The sequence below is a fragment of the Oscillibacter sp. MSJ-31 genome (assembly GCF_018918025.1).
Taxonomy (GTDB): domain Bacteria; phylum Bacillota; class Clostridia; order Oscillospirales; family Oscillospiraceae; genus Hominicoprocola.
In genome coordinates this window covers 40,264-56,036 of the sequence record NZ_JAHLPT010000012.1, presented here as the reverse complement: position 1 = coordinate 56,036, position 15,773 = coordinate 40,264, and the positions used below count along the sequence as shown (strand labels likewise).

The 15,773-nt window shown below is 58.6% G+C and carries 10 protein-coding genes; 6 read left to right on the top strand and 4 right to left on the bottom strand.

From position 1 onward, the window contains the following. The first annotated feature begins 60 nt into the window (after nt 1-60). From KQI17_RS09215 to KQI17_RS09195, 5 genes are all read left to right on the top strand, one after another. Nucleotides 61-6,570, top strand: coding sequence for an S-layer homology domain-containing protein (locus KQI17_RS09215; RefSeq protein WP_216495863.1), 6,510 nt, complete (start codon nt 61-63; stop codon nt 6,568-6,570). Nucleotides 6,571-6,805: 235 nt separating this feature from the next. Then, nucleotides 6,806-7,234 carry an RNA polymerase sigma factor gene (locus tag KQI17_RS09210; protein WP_216495862.1) on the top strand — a complete coding sequence of 143 codons (429 nt, stop codon included), beginning with the start codon at nt 6,806-6,808 and terminating at the stop codon, nt 7,232-7,234. Further along, entirely contained in the window at nt 7,224-7,487 is a 264-nt protein-coding gene (locus KQI17_RS09205; protein ID WP_216495861.1) for a helix-turn-helix domain-containing protein, read from the top strand. The genes KQI17_RS09210 and KQI17_RS09205 overlap by 11 nt, the downstream gene beginning before the upstream one ends. A gap of 457 nt (nt 7,488-7,944) precedes the next feature. Next, the gene (locus tag KQI17_RS09200; RefSeq protein ID WP_216495860.1) at nt 7,945-8,091 is read left to right on the top strand and encodes a transposon-encoded TnpW family protein; all 147 of its coding nucleotides are present in this window, start codon (nt 7,945-7,947) and stop codon (nt 8,089-8,091) included. Nucleotides 8,092-8,180: 89 nt separating this feature from the next. Beyond that, on the top strand, nt 8,181-9,836 hold the full coding sequence (locus KQI17_RS09195) for a recombinase family protein (RefSeq protein WP_216495859.1): 1,656 nt from the start codon (nt 8,181-8,183) through the stop codon (nt 9,834-9,836). 97 nt (nt 9,837-9,933) lie between these two features. On the opposite strand, the gene KQI17_RS09190 is transcribed toward KQI17_RS09195, so the two are convergent. From KQI17_RS09190 to KQI17_RS09175, 4 genes are all read right to left on the bottom strand, one after another. Then, a complete protein-coding gene (locus tag KQI17_RS09190) occupies nt 9,934-11,349 on the bottom strand; it encodes a spore germination protein (RefSeq protein ID WP_216495858.1) in 1,416 nt (471 codons plus the stop codon). 6 nt (nt 11,350-11,355) lie between these two features. Next, nucleotides 11,356-11,634, bottom strand: coding sequence for a hypothetical protein (locus KQI17_RS09185; RefSeq protein ID WP_216495857.1), 279 nt, complete (start codon nt 11,632-11,634; stop codon nt 11,356-11,358). Between the two features lie 110 nt (nt 11,635-11,744). Then, nucleotides 11,745-13,145, bottom strand: a complete 1,401-nt coding sequence (locus tag KQI17_RS09180) for a GNAT family N-acetyltransferase (protein ID WP_216495856.1) — start codon at nt 13,143-13,145, stop codon at nt 11,745-11,747. A gap of 104 nt (nt 13,146-13,249) precedes the next feature. Next, entirely contained in the window at nt 13,250-14,131 is an 882-nt protein-coding gene (locus KQI17_RS09175) for a LysR family transcriptional regulator (RefSeq protein WP_216495855.1), read from the bottom strand. 180 nt (nt 14,132-14,311) lie between these two features. Here KQI17_RS09175 and KQI17_RS09170 point away from each other — a divergent pair, with 180 nt between their 5' ends. Beyond that, complete coding sequence (locus tag KQI17_RS09170) at nt 14,312-15,715, top strand: sodium-dependent transporter (protein ID WP_216495854.1); 1,404 nt, start codon at nt 14,312-14,314, stop codon at nt 15,713-15,715. Nucleotides 15,716-15,773 lie beyond the last annotated feature (58 nt).

Sequence of the window (15,773 nt, the reverse complement as noted above, 5' to 3'; positions counted from 1 at the left end):
AAATGTGTTCCACGGTGGGACACATTTTTAGCATAAATCAAAATCAGGAGGTATGAAAGCATGGCAAATGAAATCAGCAAAAACTCTTCCCCCGGCAACGCATCGCCCGCTCCGCAGCAGATCCCGCTTGCGGAGATAAGCGATCTCCCCGGCAGCACAAGCACCCGCGTCTATACCCCAAAGGAATTGGGCGGCCTTGTGAGCAGCATCCAGTCGATCGGTGTCCGTGAGCCGATCATCGTCCGACGCACCGAGGACGGAAGGTATCAGCTTTTGGCAGGTCAGCGGCGCCGCAAGGCGAGCGAGCTTGCAAAGAAAGCAACCATTCCGGCGCTTGTGTACGAAATGACGCTGCAAGAGGCATTGGACTACCACAAGGCGCAGGCGATCAACCCGATGGCGGCGATCCCCGGTAAGGCAGCAGCTCTGTCAAAGCCGGAGGGCAAGCAGGACACGCCTGCCGCACATACTGCCCCCGACAAGGGCAAGGACGCTGAAAAGCCCACGCCTGCGGCATCTGCCAAGAGCGAGCCTGCCAAGACGGAGGACAAGCAGTCCGCGCCCGCCGCGGCAACTGCCCCCAACAAGGGCAAGGACGCTGAAAAGCCCACGCCTGCGACGCCCGCCAAGGCCGAGCCTGTCAAGCCGGAGAGCAAGCAGGCTGCGCCCACCGCACATGCTGCCCCCAACAAGGACAAGGACGCTGAAAAGCCCACGCCTGCGGCATCTGCCAAGGCCGAGCCTGCCAAGACGGAGGACAAGCAGACCGTGCCTGCCGCGCCCACTGCCCCCGACAAGGGCAAGGACGCTGAAAAGCCCACGCCTGCGGTGCCCGCCAAGAGCGAGCCTGCCAAGACGGAGGATACGCAGACCGTGCCTGCCGCGCCCACTGCCCCCGACAAGGGCAAGGGAGCTGAAAAGCCCACGCCTGCGACGCCCGCCAAGGTCGAGCCTGCCAAGACGGAGGACAAGCAGACCGTGCCTGCCGCGCCCACTGCCCCCGACAAGGGCAAGGGCGCTGAAAAGCCCACGCCTGCGATACCCGCCAAGGCCGAGCCTGTCAAGACAGACGACAAGCAGACTGCTCCTGCCGTACACGCTGCCCCCAACAAGGACAAAGACGCTGAAAAGCCCACGCCTGCGACGCCCACCAAGGCCGAGCCTGTCAAGGCAGAGGACAAGCAGGCCGTGCCCGCCGCGCCCACTGCCCCCGACAAGGGCAAAGAGACTGAAAAGCCCGCGCCTGCGACGCCCGCCAAGAGCGAGCCTGCCAAGACCGAGGACAAGCAGGCCACGCCCGCCAAGGCTGCGGCAAAGGCTCCCTCCGGTCCTGCCGCCATCGGTCCTACCGGCACAGCCATTACGCAGGTATTTGAAGCGCGGCTGACACCGCCGAGCGAAAAGGACTTGAAGGAGCTTCCCGTTCCCAAGGAGGGCGAGAGTTACTTCATCACCCTGCACCCTGCTTATTTGGAGCGCTCCAAATTCAACAATTTTTCCGTAGACAAGAACAGTGAGAACTTCAAGGAGCTGCGCAAGGCTGTGGAGCAGGCCGGTATCAAAGATCCCGTGCTGGCGCGTCCGAGGGAGGGCGGCGGTCTTGAGATCCTTTCCGGCCAGCGCCGTCACCTGATCGGCACAGAGCTGAACTACCCGATTCCGACGATCATCCAGCGCATTGACGACGCCGACGCGAAGATTCTCGTCGCAGACAGCAATCTGCACCGTGATAAGATCAGCACCTATGACCTCTCCCGTGCATTGAAGATGAAGATGGAGGGCATGAAGCAGAAGGCCGGCCGCAAAAAGAAGGGCGAGGTGGGCGAAAGACTGAACACAGATGAAGCCCTTGCAAGAGAAATGGGTATCACCGTCAGCAAATTTAACCGTATGCAACGAACAAAAAGCAAAATCCTGAGCATCCTACTCAGCCTGGTGATGCTGCTCTCGCTGCTCCCCACCACGGCGCTGGCGACAGAAAGTCACCCCGCTGCCGAGGCAGTTTTAGTTGACGGCGGCAAGTATTTTGGCAAGCCGGGGAAACTGTATTATAAAAACGGCGATTCTGACGCCAGCTTCAGCGGCACATCAACAGATTTCAACGCCGCGTATGATCCGGATACCGGCATCCTGACGCTGCAAAATTACAACGGCGGGAGCATCGTAGCAGGCGGAGCCACCACAGCGAACATCACCATTAAACTGCTTGGTAACAACACCGTCACCGGCTCTGTCAGCAGTGATATGGGCGGCAATATAACCATTACTTCGGATAGCAGCGGCGAGCTCTCAATTACCAACACATTAAGCGGCAACAACAAACGCGCAATCGGCATCGAGGCCGGTTTAGCTGGCAGCTATCAAACCGGCAATGTGACAATCATGGGCGATGCCAAAGTGATCATCAGCGCAACCAACAACAATAACGTTATCAACTATGCGGAAGCCTACGGCATTTTCGCAAAGGAAAACATCACCATCTCCGGAGATGCCTCCGTGGACATCACCTGCGCTACGCCGGACAATACGACAGGCGGTGATAACTGCAACGGTCTGCGTGCAGATAAAGATGTGACCATCGACACCAACGGCACGATTAAGATCGATGTGACAAACGCCGGTAAGGATGAGAATAGTGGATACAGCTTCGGTGTTTATCCTATGGGAACTGCAACCTTGACCAAGGTTGGCAATATGGAGGTCAAGTGGAAAAAAGAGGCCAGCAATTCCGTGAACTCCGGCGGTGCCGTCTACAAAAAAGGAACGAGCCTCAGCGGCACAGACTACGCAATCAATGAGGATGAGACTAACTGCTACGCCTCCTACCGCTTCGGCACGCCCTATACGGTGACGGTCGAAAACGGCACGCTCACCGGTCCCGGCGTCCCCAATGCAAGCGGCAGCGGAATGTTCCTTAAGAACGACACGGTGAACATCACGCCCAGTGAAATGAAAGGTAAAAGCGGTGAGAAAATTCCCTTCCAGAAGTGGACTTCTGAACAAGTGACGTTCACCGACCCGACCGCGGAGAACAATTCCTTCAACGTTCCCGCCAACGCTGTCACCGTGACAGCGAAGCACAATCCCTTTGTCGGAGCGCCGACCTTCACGCCCACCGGCACGACCGGCACCGACGGAACACTCACTTTCAAAACGAAGGTAAAGACGAGTGGAGATGAGTATTTCAATTTGGTGAAGGCCGAGGATGACAGCTATCATAGCTTTAACCCGGGAACTTCCTCCACATCCCCGCCGTATGAGTACCGCTCTGCGGCGACATCAGGTCACAGTTCCAGTCAGGTTGAACCCGGCGATTACTATGTCGCCGAAAAGCTGAATGGCGCATGGTATCTGAGCGAGAAGTTCACGGTGAGCTACACCGCCGCGCCCACGCCCACGACTAACATCAGCCTCGATACGACCGGCACCGTGGACTTTGGCAGCTTGGAAGCGAGCTACACTACCGCTCCGACAGCGCAGACCGTTACCATCACCAACAACGGCACGGTGGGTACCGGCGCGCTGACCATCGCGCTGGAGGGTACTAATGCCGGCAGCTTCACGGTGAGCCCGAGCAGCATCACGGATATTGCAGCCAGCGGTACGGATACCTTCACCGTGCAGCCCAATACCGGGCTTTCTGCCGGTATTTATACCGCTACCGTTAAGGTCAGCGGCACCGGCGTCACCGAGCAGAGCTTCGATGTGAAGTTCACCGTGACAGCCCCGGCTACTCCTATCACGGATACGCTTGTCCCCGTGACCGATCTGACCGGCAAGAAGTACAATGAGTCCGCGCAGGAGCCGGCCTTCGGCGGCGGCCTTACCCGTGACACCGATTATACGGTTTCCTATGAGGTCAAGTCTGGCTTCAACGGCACACTCAACAGCGACGGCAAGCCCGTCGGTGCAGGCACCTATGTTGTGACCGTTGCCGGCAAGGGCAGCTACACGGGCAGCTTCACCGAGGACTTTAAGATTGACAAAGCCGATCCCGTTTATACCGAGCCTACTGCCAAGACCGGCCTTGCCTATACCGGCTCCCCGCTTAAACTGATCACCAAAGGCAGTGTGAGCAAGGGCGGCGAGATGCAGTATAATCTGGATAGTGGCGCTTACAGCACGACTATTCCTACTGCGACTGATGCGGGCAACTATACTGTGCATTTCAAGATCGTCGAGAATAACAATTATAATGCGGTTGCCGAAGCGCGGGTAGGCACCGGCGCAATCAACATCGCCCAAGTTGAATGGGGTACTCCTACCGAAACTCTGACGCCGGTGAATCCCACTACTCCTGGCGGCAACGATGGCCAGATCACCGGCACCACCAATGTTATGCAGTACAAGAAACCTACCGATAGCACTTGGACGGACTGCACCGGCAATGCGACCAGTTTGACCGCAGGCACCTATTATGTGCGCTATAAAGCGGACAGCAACCACACCGCCAGCGACACGAAGTACAAGACGGTCACATTGACCGATCCCGGCACGACGCTTTATGGCGTGACAGTCACGGGTGGTACTGCTGCCCCCACCGGCGATCAGGCCGCAGGCGCGGAAGTGACCATTACCGCAAACGCCAAGACAGGCTTTAACTTCAAGGAGTGGACCGGTCTTGATGCTGGCGTCTATAAGACCGGCAGTAGCAAGACCAGCAACCCCGCAACCTTTACCATGCCTGCTTCTACCGTTAATGTGACGGCAACCTATGAAGCCGCTGCCCTCATCGGCACGGTGAACATTACCGGCACCTTGAAGTATGGCCAGGAGCTGACCGCCACGCTGACCGGTGACAACAACACCGGCAATTTGGACTACAAGTGGTATCAGAACGGCACAACACAGGTTGCGGCCAACAACACCGGCAAATACACGCTGCGTGCAGACGACATCGGCAAGACCATCACCGTGAAGGTGTCCAGCACCGTTCAGACCGGCGAGATCACCAGCGCTGCTACTGCCGCTGTTGTCAAGGCGGACGGCCCTGCGGCTCCTTCTGCGTTCACTCTCACCTTTACGCTCAACAGCGACGGCACGACCTTTACGGCGACCATCCCCACCGTGGCAGGCGGTGAATATAGCTTCGATGGCACGAACTATTCTGCAACGAACACCAAGGCTGATTGTACCGCAAACACCAGCTACACCGGCCATGTGCGGATCGCAGAGACTCCCACTCAAAAGGCCAGCGCAGCGACCAGCGACACGCAGACCTCCCCGAAGCTGACCGTTGCCACCCCGACCTTTACGCCCAACGGTGCGAGCGGCTTCACCGGCACGCAGAGCGTCAACATCTACTGCACTACGGCAGGTGCAAAGATTTACTACACCACAGATGGCACAACGCCGACGACCACCAGTACCGAGTACACGACCGCTCTCAGCCTGACCTCCACCACGACGGTCAAGGCTATCGCGGTCAATGCGGGTATGAATGACAGCGCAATCGCAACGGCTACCTTCACCAAGTATTCCGGCGGTGGCGGTGGCGGCGGTGGCTCCAGCAGCGGCGGCAGTGCAGCGACCCCGTCTGTTTCCGACAAGGCAGCCAAGGAGCTGAAGAATGCCAAGGAAGGCTCCACCGTCACCATCGACATGAAGGGCGAAACCAAGCTTCCTGCCAGCGTCACCAAGGAAATCGCAGGCAAGGATGTTACCGTTGAGCTGGATATGGGCGGCGGCATGGTCTGGTCCTTCAACGGTCTGGATGTTCCGAAGGGCGGCGTGAGACTGGACCTCGGCGTTAAGACCGGCACAAAGGCCATTCCCGCCAAGGTCATCAACGCCCTGACCGGCGAGACGACGACAATTCAGCTTCAGCTTAACCACAACGGTCCCTTCGGTATGTCGCTGAATCTCTCCGTTGACCTCGGCAAGAAGCACAACGGTTTGTACGCCAACCTCTACTTCTACAATTCCAAGAGCGGCGAGCTGGAATTTCAAAGTGCCGGTATGATCAGCGGCGGCAAGGCAAGCTGGGCATTTGACCACGCTTCCGATTACGCCATCGTGATCGATAAGGAAAGCCATGAGCCGATGACCTTCATCGATGTACCTGCCAGCGCCTACTATGCCGAAGCAGTCAATTGGGCAGTCGCCAAGAAGATCACCGGCGGCATCGGCAACGACCTGTTTGCTCCCAACGATCCCTGCACCCGTGCGCAGATCGTCACTTTCCTGTGGCGCGCGGCGGGCAGCCCCGCTCCCAAGAACACCGGCACCGCCTTTGGCGATGTGAAGCCCGGCAGCTTCTATGAGCAGGCCGTGGCGTGGGCCGTGGAGAACGGCATCACCGGCGGCACCGGCGACGGCAAGTTCAGCCCCGACGCCACCTGCACCCGTGCGCAGAGCGTGACCTTCCTGTACCGCGCGGCGGGCAGCCCCGCGGTCAGCGGCAGCGCTGAGTTCGGCGATGTGGCGACCAACGCCTATTACGCCGACGCGGTGGCATGGGCCGCCAAGAACGGCGTGACCGATGGCATCGGCGGCGGTCAGTTCGGCTCCGGCAGCGACTGCACCCGCAGTCAGATCGTCACCTTCATGTACAGAGCGTACAACAAGTAAATATACCCTCATAAAGAAAGGCGAGGCGGCATTTGCCGCCCCGCCTTTCTTGCTTATGCCGATGCGAAACCAGTCGAAATAAATCTCACGGTGAGACACATTTCGCTGCCTTCTTTGTCGAATAATAGCGAGAAAAATATCTTTATGGGAAGTTTTGGCATATTGTGGAGTTTTTTTCAAGTTAGGCACCCCTTTTTCCGTATTTCATATAAGGGCAAGGAAAGGAGGACAACCTATGACCACAAAAGAACTGCACGACTATAAAGAGCGAGCCTTTGACGCATTTTGCCGAACGGTCATTCGCAACGAAAGCGCCGATGCGTTGCGGGATCTCGCTGAAAAATCCGAGCACGAAATTGAAATGTCCATGCTGCCCCGACAAGATCAGGATGCGCTGTCCTGCACCGACGAATACCATCTTTTCTCTCTTGTGTTTCTCGTTGGCAACCTGAAGATCAGCGTCGATGAGCCTGCCATTGCGCACGCCTTGCAGTATTTGACGCCGCACAAGCGCGATGTACTGCTGCTGTATTACTTCCACGGAGAAACAGACGCGGAGATCGGCAAACGAATGAAGCAGACGGAAAGCGCCGTCTTTAGACGCCGGATCGCGGCGCTGCAACGGCTGAAGGAGATCATGGAGGATCTGAACGATGAAGCATAAAAGGATCAGATACGACGAGATCGTAAGGGCAAAGCACGGCGACACAGAAGCGATGTACGCCATCTTGCAGCACTATGAACGCTACATAGCGCACTTCTCCAAGCGCAGGGTGACAGATGAATACGGCAACCTCTATGTATTCATCGACAAGGATATTAGTGAGCGCATCGAGTCAAAGCTCATGTTCTCCATCATCTTCAAATTTGATTTGGAGAGTATACCGCCGGAGCTGCTGACCGAAACGACCGAATAGATCGTCCTACTGCTAAAGCGCATCTTTAATAACGAAGGTGCGCTTTTACAGGCTGACGATCAGCCTGCGGCAATATGCCGTATGACAAGTGAATAGGGAGATCGGGTACATTCCGTTTGTGTCGAGCCGGACGGCGGGTGCGCGAAGATGCTCCGTTCAGAGCAGAGCGGTAAACACCGGCGCCGTGAGCTGCCCTTGGCAAGGGCTGCGGGCGAGAACACACAGACGGATATGATGATACTTGCGTTGGCCGTGCGTCACAGCGCGGGACGCCCCGCTATAAGAATGGGGGGAGGCACTTTACACCTATGGAGCAGCTTTGCCAGCTGCCGCCCGAATTGCCTTTGGATACCAAGTGAGATATGAAGTCTGCGTCTGCATGAGGGCGCAGATTTTGTCATAATTTGCGTTCCACCGTGGGACGCATTTCGCCAAACGATCAGGAGGTGCTTTTACAATGAGTGAAACCAAACCTGCCCCGTGCATGGAGACTACCTGCAAGGTCGGCAATACGACCTACATAGTAAATGGCTTTTACGCTTCCGAGGGAGCTACCGCGACTGAAAAAATCAAGCGTTTACTTGACAAAGAAACAAAAAAGTGATCGTGCGAAAATTTGACGCTTTTTTTCAGATATAGTACAATATAAGTGTCAGTTAGGTCACACGGTAGCTGCCGGATTGGAGGCTTCAAATGAACAGGCAGCAAGAAAAAATCACAGCCCTTGACCGTCTTATCCGCGAAAAGTGGGCGGCACTCTATGCTCGGCTTTCCCGTGACGACGACAACGAGGGCGACAGCAACAGCATTTCCCATCAAATCGAGATATTGACAAAGTACGCCAAGGAGCATGGCATCGACAACTTCAAGATATACAAGGACGACGGTTTTTCGGGAACAAACTTCAACCGTCCCGGCTTTCAAGAAATGCTGGATGACATTGAGGATGGTCTTGTGAGCATGGTCGTTGTCAAGGATATGTCGCGGTTTGGCCGCAACTATCTTGAAGTCGGGATGTACACGGAAATACGCTTTCCCGAGAAGGGTGTACGCTTCATCGCTGTCAATGACGGCGTTGACAGCGAGCGCGACGATAATGATTTCACGCCTTTTCGGAACATCATCAACGAGTGGTATGCGAAAGACACCAGCAAGAAGATACGCGCTGTTTTTCGCAACAAGGGAATGTCCGGCCAGCGCATTTCTACCCGATCTCCGTATGGCTACCTCCGCAACGAGGATGGCAGCCTGCGAGCAGACGAGGAAACCGCGCCGAATGTGCGATTGATCTTTCAGCTCTGCGCCGAGGGAAACGGCCCCGGCAAGATCGCCCGTATGCTCAAGGAACGAGAGATCCCTACGCCAAGCACAGTTGTATTTCAGCGTACCGGTCAGACAAGATATTATCACCCAGACGATCCCTGCCGGTGGACCTCCGATACAGTTGCGGGCATTTTGGAGCAGGACGCCTATTTGGGCCGCACATCCAATTTCAAGACCAGCAGAATATCGTATAAGAGCAAAAAGATGGTAAACACCCCGCCCGAAAAGTGGGTAACATTTGAAAACACCCATGAGGCCATCATTGATGTGGAGCTATGGAACTCAGTTCAGAAAATACGCTCCCAACGCCGTCGGCCGACCAAGATGGGCGAAATGGGTATGTTCTCCGGCCTTGCTTACTGCGCCGACTGCGGCTCAAAGCTATATCATTGTCGGAGCGGCTCTTGGTCGTATGAGCAGGAATCTTATACTTGCTCTGCGTATCGGACGCGGAAAAATTGCAGTGCGCACTATATCCGTGCGGTGGTGCTGGAGCAGCTTGTGCTTCAAAATATCCAGCGTGTTATCGCCTATGTGCAGGAGGACGAGAGCGAGTTTGTACGGCTTGTCACACGCAATCTGAACGCTGCACAGACTGAGGAGCTGGAACAAGCAAAGCGCCTTTTGGAGAAGAATATGCGTCGAGCGGACGAATTGGACACCATTATCCAGCGGCTCTACGAGGACAATATCAGCGGCAAGCTGACGGACGATCGTTTCAAGAAGCTGTCCGAAGCCTATGAGCAGGAACAGGCCGCCCTGCGCGAGAGTATTCCGACGCTGACCGCAAAAGTGGAGAGCATCGATTCCAAGGTCGTGAATTTGCAGCACTTTCTAAAGCTGGTGCGCAAGTATACACAGCCTGAAAAGCTGACCCCCGCCATGCTGCGCGAGCTGGTAGAAAAAGTGGTGGTCTATGCGCCGGACAAATCCAGCGGGCATCGCATCCAGCGCATTGATGTACATTATACCTTCATTGGCAAAATTGATTTTTCGCCCGAATACAGCAAAAAAGGAACAGCATGATACTTTCATACCATGCTGTTCCCACCGAAGAAGAAATGTTCTTTATCGGTAGCGCCCTGGAGGGCGGCTTTTTGAGCGATACGTTTGAGCAATACATTCAGGTGTTGTCGGGGGCGATGGGGCGGCGGACGAGCAGGGCGCGGAGCGCATGCCAGTTGAAGGGATAAATGGGATACATATAATGTCCGCCGGCGATGGGCCTGGTGGTGACGAGCAGGACAATAATGAGCAGCGTGCCGAGGGCGAGTCCGACCCAGCCGAAGGCAGCGGAGCTGACGAGCAGCACGAGGCGCAGAAGCTTGAAGGCGTAGCCGAGCTCGTAGCTCGGCTGGGCGAAGTTCGCGATGGCAACGAACGCCATGTAAGCCAGCACCTCCGGCACGAGCCAATGCGCCTGCACGGCGAAGTCGCCGAGCACGAGCGCACCGATCATGGAAAACGAGTTGGAAAAGACGCTGGGGGTGTTGAGCGAGGCGAGCTTGAGGAGGTCGACGATGAACTCGGTCAGGAGAAGCTGGGCGAGGAGGGGGACCTCGTACTCGCTCGTGACGGCGAGGAAGCTCAGCGTGCTGTTGGGAAGATCAGGGTCCTGCACGAGCAGATACCACACGGGCGTGATGAAGAGCGTGAGCAGAAAGACGACCACGCGCAGGATGCGGAGGTATGAGCCGACGAGCGGCGGGAAATAGAAGTCGTTCGCCTCCTGCACGAAATCAAAGAAGCGGGTGGGCAGGATCATGGCGGCGGGGGAGTTGTCCACGAGGACGATGATGCTGCCCTCCATGATGCTCGCGGTGGCGGCGTCGGGGCGCTCAGTATAGCGAACGCGTGGAAAAGGGTTGAACCATTGCCTCTGGTCCATCATGGATTCCGCGATGGATTCCTGCGACATGGAGATGGAGTCCGCGTCGATGGCGGCGAGCTTCGCGCGGACGCGCGCGAGGAGCGCGCGGTCCACCTTGTCCTCGAGATAGCAGAGGACGACGTCGGCGCGGGATTTCTCGGAAATTTTGTGGCCCTCGAGCGTCAGCTGCGGCGTGCGGATGCGGCGGCGCAGGAGCGCCGCGTTCTGCACGAGCGTTTCGATGAAGCCGTCGTGCGCGCCGCGCAGCACCTTGCCCGAGGACGGCTCCTCCACGCCGCGGGAGGGGTAGCTCTTCGCGTCGATGAGGATACATTCGCCGTAGCCCTCGGCGAGGAGCAGCGTTTTGCCGAGGAACACGGCGGTGGCCGTCTGCCGGAGATCTGCTTCGGCGTTGACCTCGCTGAAGGTCACATAGCGGTCGATGAAGGTCTGCGCGTCGGCGGCGTCGGCGGTGGAGGGCAGGGCGAGCCAGAAGCCGATCATGCGCTCGAGCACCGCGTCGTCGCCGTAGCCGTCCACGACATACAGACGGCAGCGGCGGCCGCCCGCGACGAGGTCGCGGGCGATCATGTCGAAGCAGCGCTCGACGCCGAGCAGGGCGTCGAGCGTGCGGACATCCTGTTCAAAGTGTCCCGTCAGGCGCTCCATGGCGGCTTACCGTCCTTGCATGTCAAGATAGTCCCAGACGTAGCTGGCGACCTCGTCGGGGGTGCGCAGGCTCTTGGCGCCGGAGACGAGACGCTGCTGCTCCTCGGGCGAGAGGCCGGCGTAGCAGCGGTTGGCGTTGACGTCGCCCGCGAGGAAGGATTTGAGCAGGGTGTAGCCCACGCGCTCATCGGAGCAAAATTCGGAATTGGTTCCCATCGTGAAGATCTCCATTCTGCCGCTCTGCCTTGCGCTGCTCTCCGTCGGCGGCGGATGGAGAGCCTGCATACGGCGCGGCTGCCGCCTGTCGGCGTGCCGCAGATGCCGCGATCTTTTATGTGGACACAAAAAATCGCCTCTGCACTATTGTGTGCAGAGGCGGTCTTTTCATACGCGGTTCAGACCTCTTTATCAAAATAGAAGAAGGTCTCATCCTCGCCGGCGCGGTGCATACAGGAGGAGAGCATCCTGTAGGAGGCGTCGTTTTCCTTATAGCATTTGGCGACGACGTGGGCGAGGTGGAGCCGGTAGAGCGCCCAGTCGGCGACGGCGGCGAACGCCTCCATGCCGTAGCCGTGGCCCGCGAAGCCTGGCGAGACACGGCAGCCGAGCTCCGCGCCGCCGCAGGAATCGAAGCGGTAGAGGACGACCTCGCCGATGAGCGCGCCGTCGAGCCGGACGGCGAAGTTCACGGCGCGGGAGCGGGCGTAGTCCTCCCGCGCGACGGCGAGAAAGTAGTCCTCGTAGGGCGTGCCGTCGTAGTCCTTGCGGAAGTCGTAGCCCCACCAGCGGTTGCGGTCGTCGTCGAGGCAGAGGGCGGCGTAGGCGGTTTTGTCCGCATCGGTGAGCGCGTCGAGCGTCAGACGGGCGGTGGTGAGGGTCGGAATTTCGGTGATGTTGACCAACTCGTTGAGCACGTCGAAGCGCAGCTTCGCGCCGAGGTGGTCGGGCAGGTACTGGAGCTTCGAGGTGCGCAGGCCCTTGTCGCCGGCGTCGTCCTCGCGGTTGAGCCAGCGCACACCGTCCACGGCAAATTCCTGCGCGAACGCCTGCACGGTGGCGGGATAGACGCCCTCATAGCCGTAGAGGGCTTTTTCGATATGAATTTGCAGCGTGTCGCCGCAGCGCTCCGCCATGGCGACGGAGAGGAGTCTGCCGTCCAGCTCCATGCCACCGACGAGGAAGTGCGGGCTGCCGGTCATGCGGAGCATTTTCTCGGCGCAGCGCAGCTCGTTTTTCGCCGAGTCGGACGCCTTGGTGAAGACGGCCTCGTAGTCGCGGAAGAACTGCGTGATGAGCGGCAGGTCGCTCTTCCCGAGCGGGCGGAAGGCGGCGTCGGGATAGAGCTTGCGGAACTTGTTGATGTGGTTGCGCTGTCCGGAGTAGCGGCGTCCGGCAAAGTCGCGCAGATCCTCGGCGGCGTAGATATAGTCGCGCCAGACGCGCGGGGAGGAAAAGCGGAAGTAGGGGTAGCGCGCGGCAAGGCGCTCCGCCTTGTCCTGCGGGACGACGGAGAGGACGAGGGGAATATCCCGCTCGCGGCAGTCGTCCTCGATGAGCGTGAGCGCCGCGTCCTCGTCGCCGTCGGGGCCGGGAACGGGGTAGTCGAAGCAATACTGACCGTCGATGAAATTGCGGACGATCAGGCAGCCCGCGCCCTCCGCCCACGAGGGGTGCAGGTGGCTGCGCCACATGAGCTTGACGAGGGCAGAGTATTCGCAGAGCTGGTATTCGCAGCTTTTATAGTAGCGGCGCAGGCGGGCAATGTCCCGCTGCGTGACAGGAGTAAAGGTGAGCATAGGGTGTTCCTTTTCTTTCGCGTTGTTTTCTCTGCGCCCGCGGGTCGGCGGGCTTCCTTATTATAACCGCTTCGGCGGTGATTACAAGTGGCTTTTGCAACGGCTCAGGGCTGCATTTCCGCGACGACGCGCTTCGTGCAGTCGATGAAGTGGCGCAGGCCGTCGCTCGCGGCGTCGAGCGAGCGGACGGCAAGGCCGAGCTCACGCGAGGACGCCGGCTCGACCGGCAGGAGCTTCACGCCGTCCGTGCGGCCGCGGACGGTCAGCTCGGTCATCATGCTCACGCCGAGTCCGTGGCTGACCATGCTGATGACGGTGGGATCGTCCACCCAGGTCGGGAGGATGTGCGGCTTGACGCCGATGCGGTTGAAGATACGCATGATGTCCTTATCGAAGCCCTGCGAGGGCATGATGAAGTCGCGCGCCTCGAAGGCGGCAAGCGGGAAGGCGGTCATGCCCTGCGTGTCGAAATCCTTCGGCAGAACGGCAAACATGGGATCGTCGGCGAGATGCACCCACTCGTACTGGCCCTCGTCCTGCGGAGAGACGAGGATGGCGTCCATCTTGCCCTGCGCGAGCAGCTCGTAGGGGACGTCGACGTGGTCGGCCATGCGGATATCCACGTCCACGTCGGGGCACTCCTCGCGGAAGCGCTGGATGATGCCCGGCAGCCAGTGCATGGCGATGCTGGCATAGGCGCTGACGCGGATGATCTCCGTGCGCGAGGAGGCGACCTGCTCGATCACGCTGTCGAGCCGGGCGTTGGCTTGCAGAAATTCGCGCACGGCGGGCGCGATGCGCTCGCCCTCCTCCGTGAGGCGCACGCCGCTGCGTCCGCGCTCGAGCAGCGTGAAGCCGACCTCCTTTTCCAGCGAGTTCATCATGTGCGTCAGGCCCGACTGCGTGTAGCCGAGGACCTCTGCCGCCTTGGTAAAGCTGCCAAGATCGACTGACATGAGCAGGGCCTCTAATTTCTTGCTTTCCATAGAAGTATTTCCTTTCTATTAGGATCGCTCATATTTTTATTATAATACGTCGCTTTACTTTTGGCAAGAAAGACGGTATCATTTGACTAATTTCTGTTTAATTTATACATCTCATTAAAATATATGAGGACGAATTTGACGGAAAACGGAGAGAGAAACGTAGTTAAAGGAGAAAATCACATGGAAAACAATCGTGCCCAATGGGGAAGCAAGATCGGCTTCATCCTGGCGGCGGCGGGCAGCGCCGTCGGTCTCGGCAACATCTGGAAATTCCCCGGCAAGGCCTTTGAGGGCGGCGGCGGCGCTTACATTCTGATCTACCTTGCCATTGTCGTTCTCATCGGCTTCCCCGTCATGCTCTCGGAGCTGTCCGTCGGCCGCGCCGCACAGGCGAACGCCATCGACAGCTTCCATAAGCTCGGCTACCGCGGCTTCCGCTGGGTCGGCGTCACGGGCGTCGCCGTGGCGTTCATCGTCACCTCGTATTACTGCCACGTCGGCGGCTGGGTGCTGCGCTATGTCGTGTCCTACATCACGGAGGCGCAGACGGTCTATGCCGATCCGCTCGGCTATTTCTACGGTCTGCTCGGCTACAACGCCGCGACGGGCGAGACATGGTTCCCGCTGACCGCCATTCTTTTCGCCGCGGTCTTTATGGCGGTCAACGCCTTCATCATCATCAAGGGCGTTGAGGGCGGCATCGAGAAGTTCAACAAGGTCGGTATGCCCGCCCTGTTCGTCATTCTCGTCGTCCTGCTCGTGCGCACCGTCACGCTCGACGGCGCACAGGCCGGCTTCGCCTATATGCTCACCTGCGACTGGAGTAAGGTCGGCTTCAGCACCTTCCTCTCCGCGCTGGGGCAGGCGTTCTTCTCCCTGTCCCTCGGCATGGCCATCATGATCACCTACGGCTCCTACCTGCCCAAGCACGAAAACCTCGGCAAGAACACGGCGCTCATCTGCACGATGGATACGCTCGTGGCGCTGATCGCCGGCTTCATCATCGTCCCCGCGGTGTTTGCGACCCTCGGCTCCGAGAATGTCGGCAAGGGCGGCGGCTTCGCCTTCGCGTCCCTTGCAGGCGTGTTCCAGAATATGCCGGGCGGCGTATTCTTCGGCGTGCTGTTCTATCTGCTGCTTCTGTTCGCCGCGCTGACGAGCAGCATCTCCCTCATCGAGGGCGTGGTCGCGTTTCTGACCGAGCGCTTCGGCTGGAAGCGCAAGCCCACCGCCATCATCGTCTGCACGCTGATGTTCCTCATCGGCTGCCTGTACACCATGTCGCAGGCCGCGTTCAGCATCAAGGGCATCTGGTTCGACTTTGCCAACGGCGTGAGCTTCCCCATCTTCGGCGACTTCATGGAATTCCTCACCGACCGTCTGCTGATCCCCGTGTGCGCGCTGGGCGTGTGCATCTTCGTGGGCTGGATCTGGAAGCCCGAGAACGCCGTGCGCGAGATCGAGCTGGACGGCAAGCCGTTCAAGCTGGCCAAGGTCTACAGCGTGCTGGTCAAGTACGTTGCGCCCATCTCCATCCTGCTCATCATCGTGGCGAGCTTCGTCACCGGCACGACGCTGAGCTGAGAAAACGAAAAAGCGACGAAAAGCCCTCCGCTCACCGAGCGGAGGGCTTCCTTGTGCG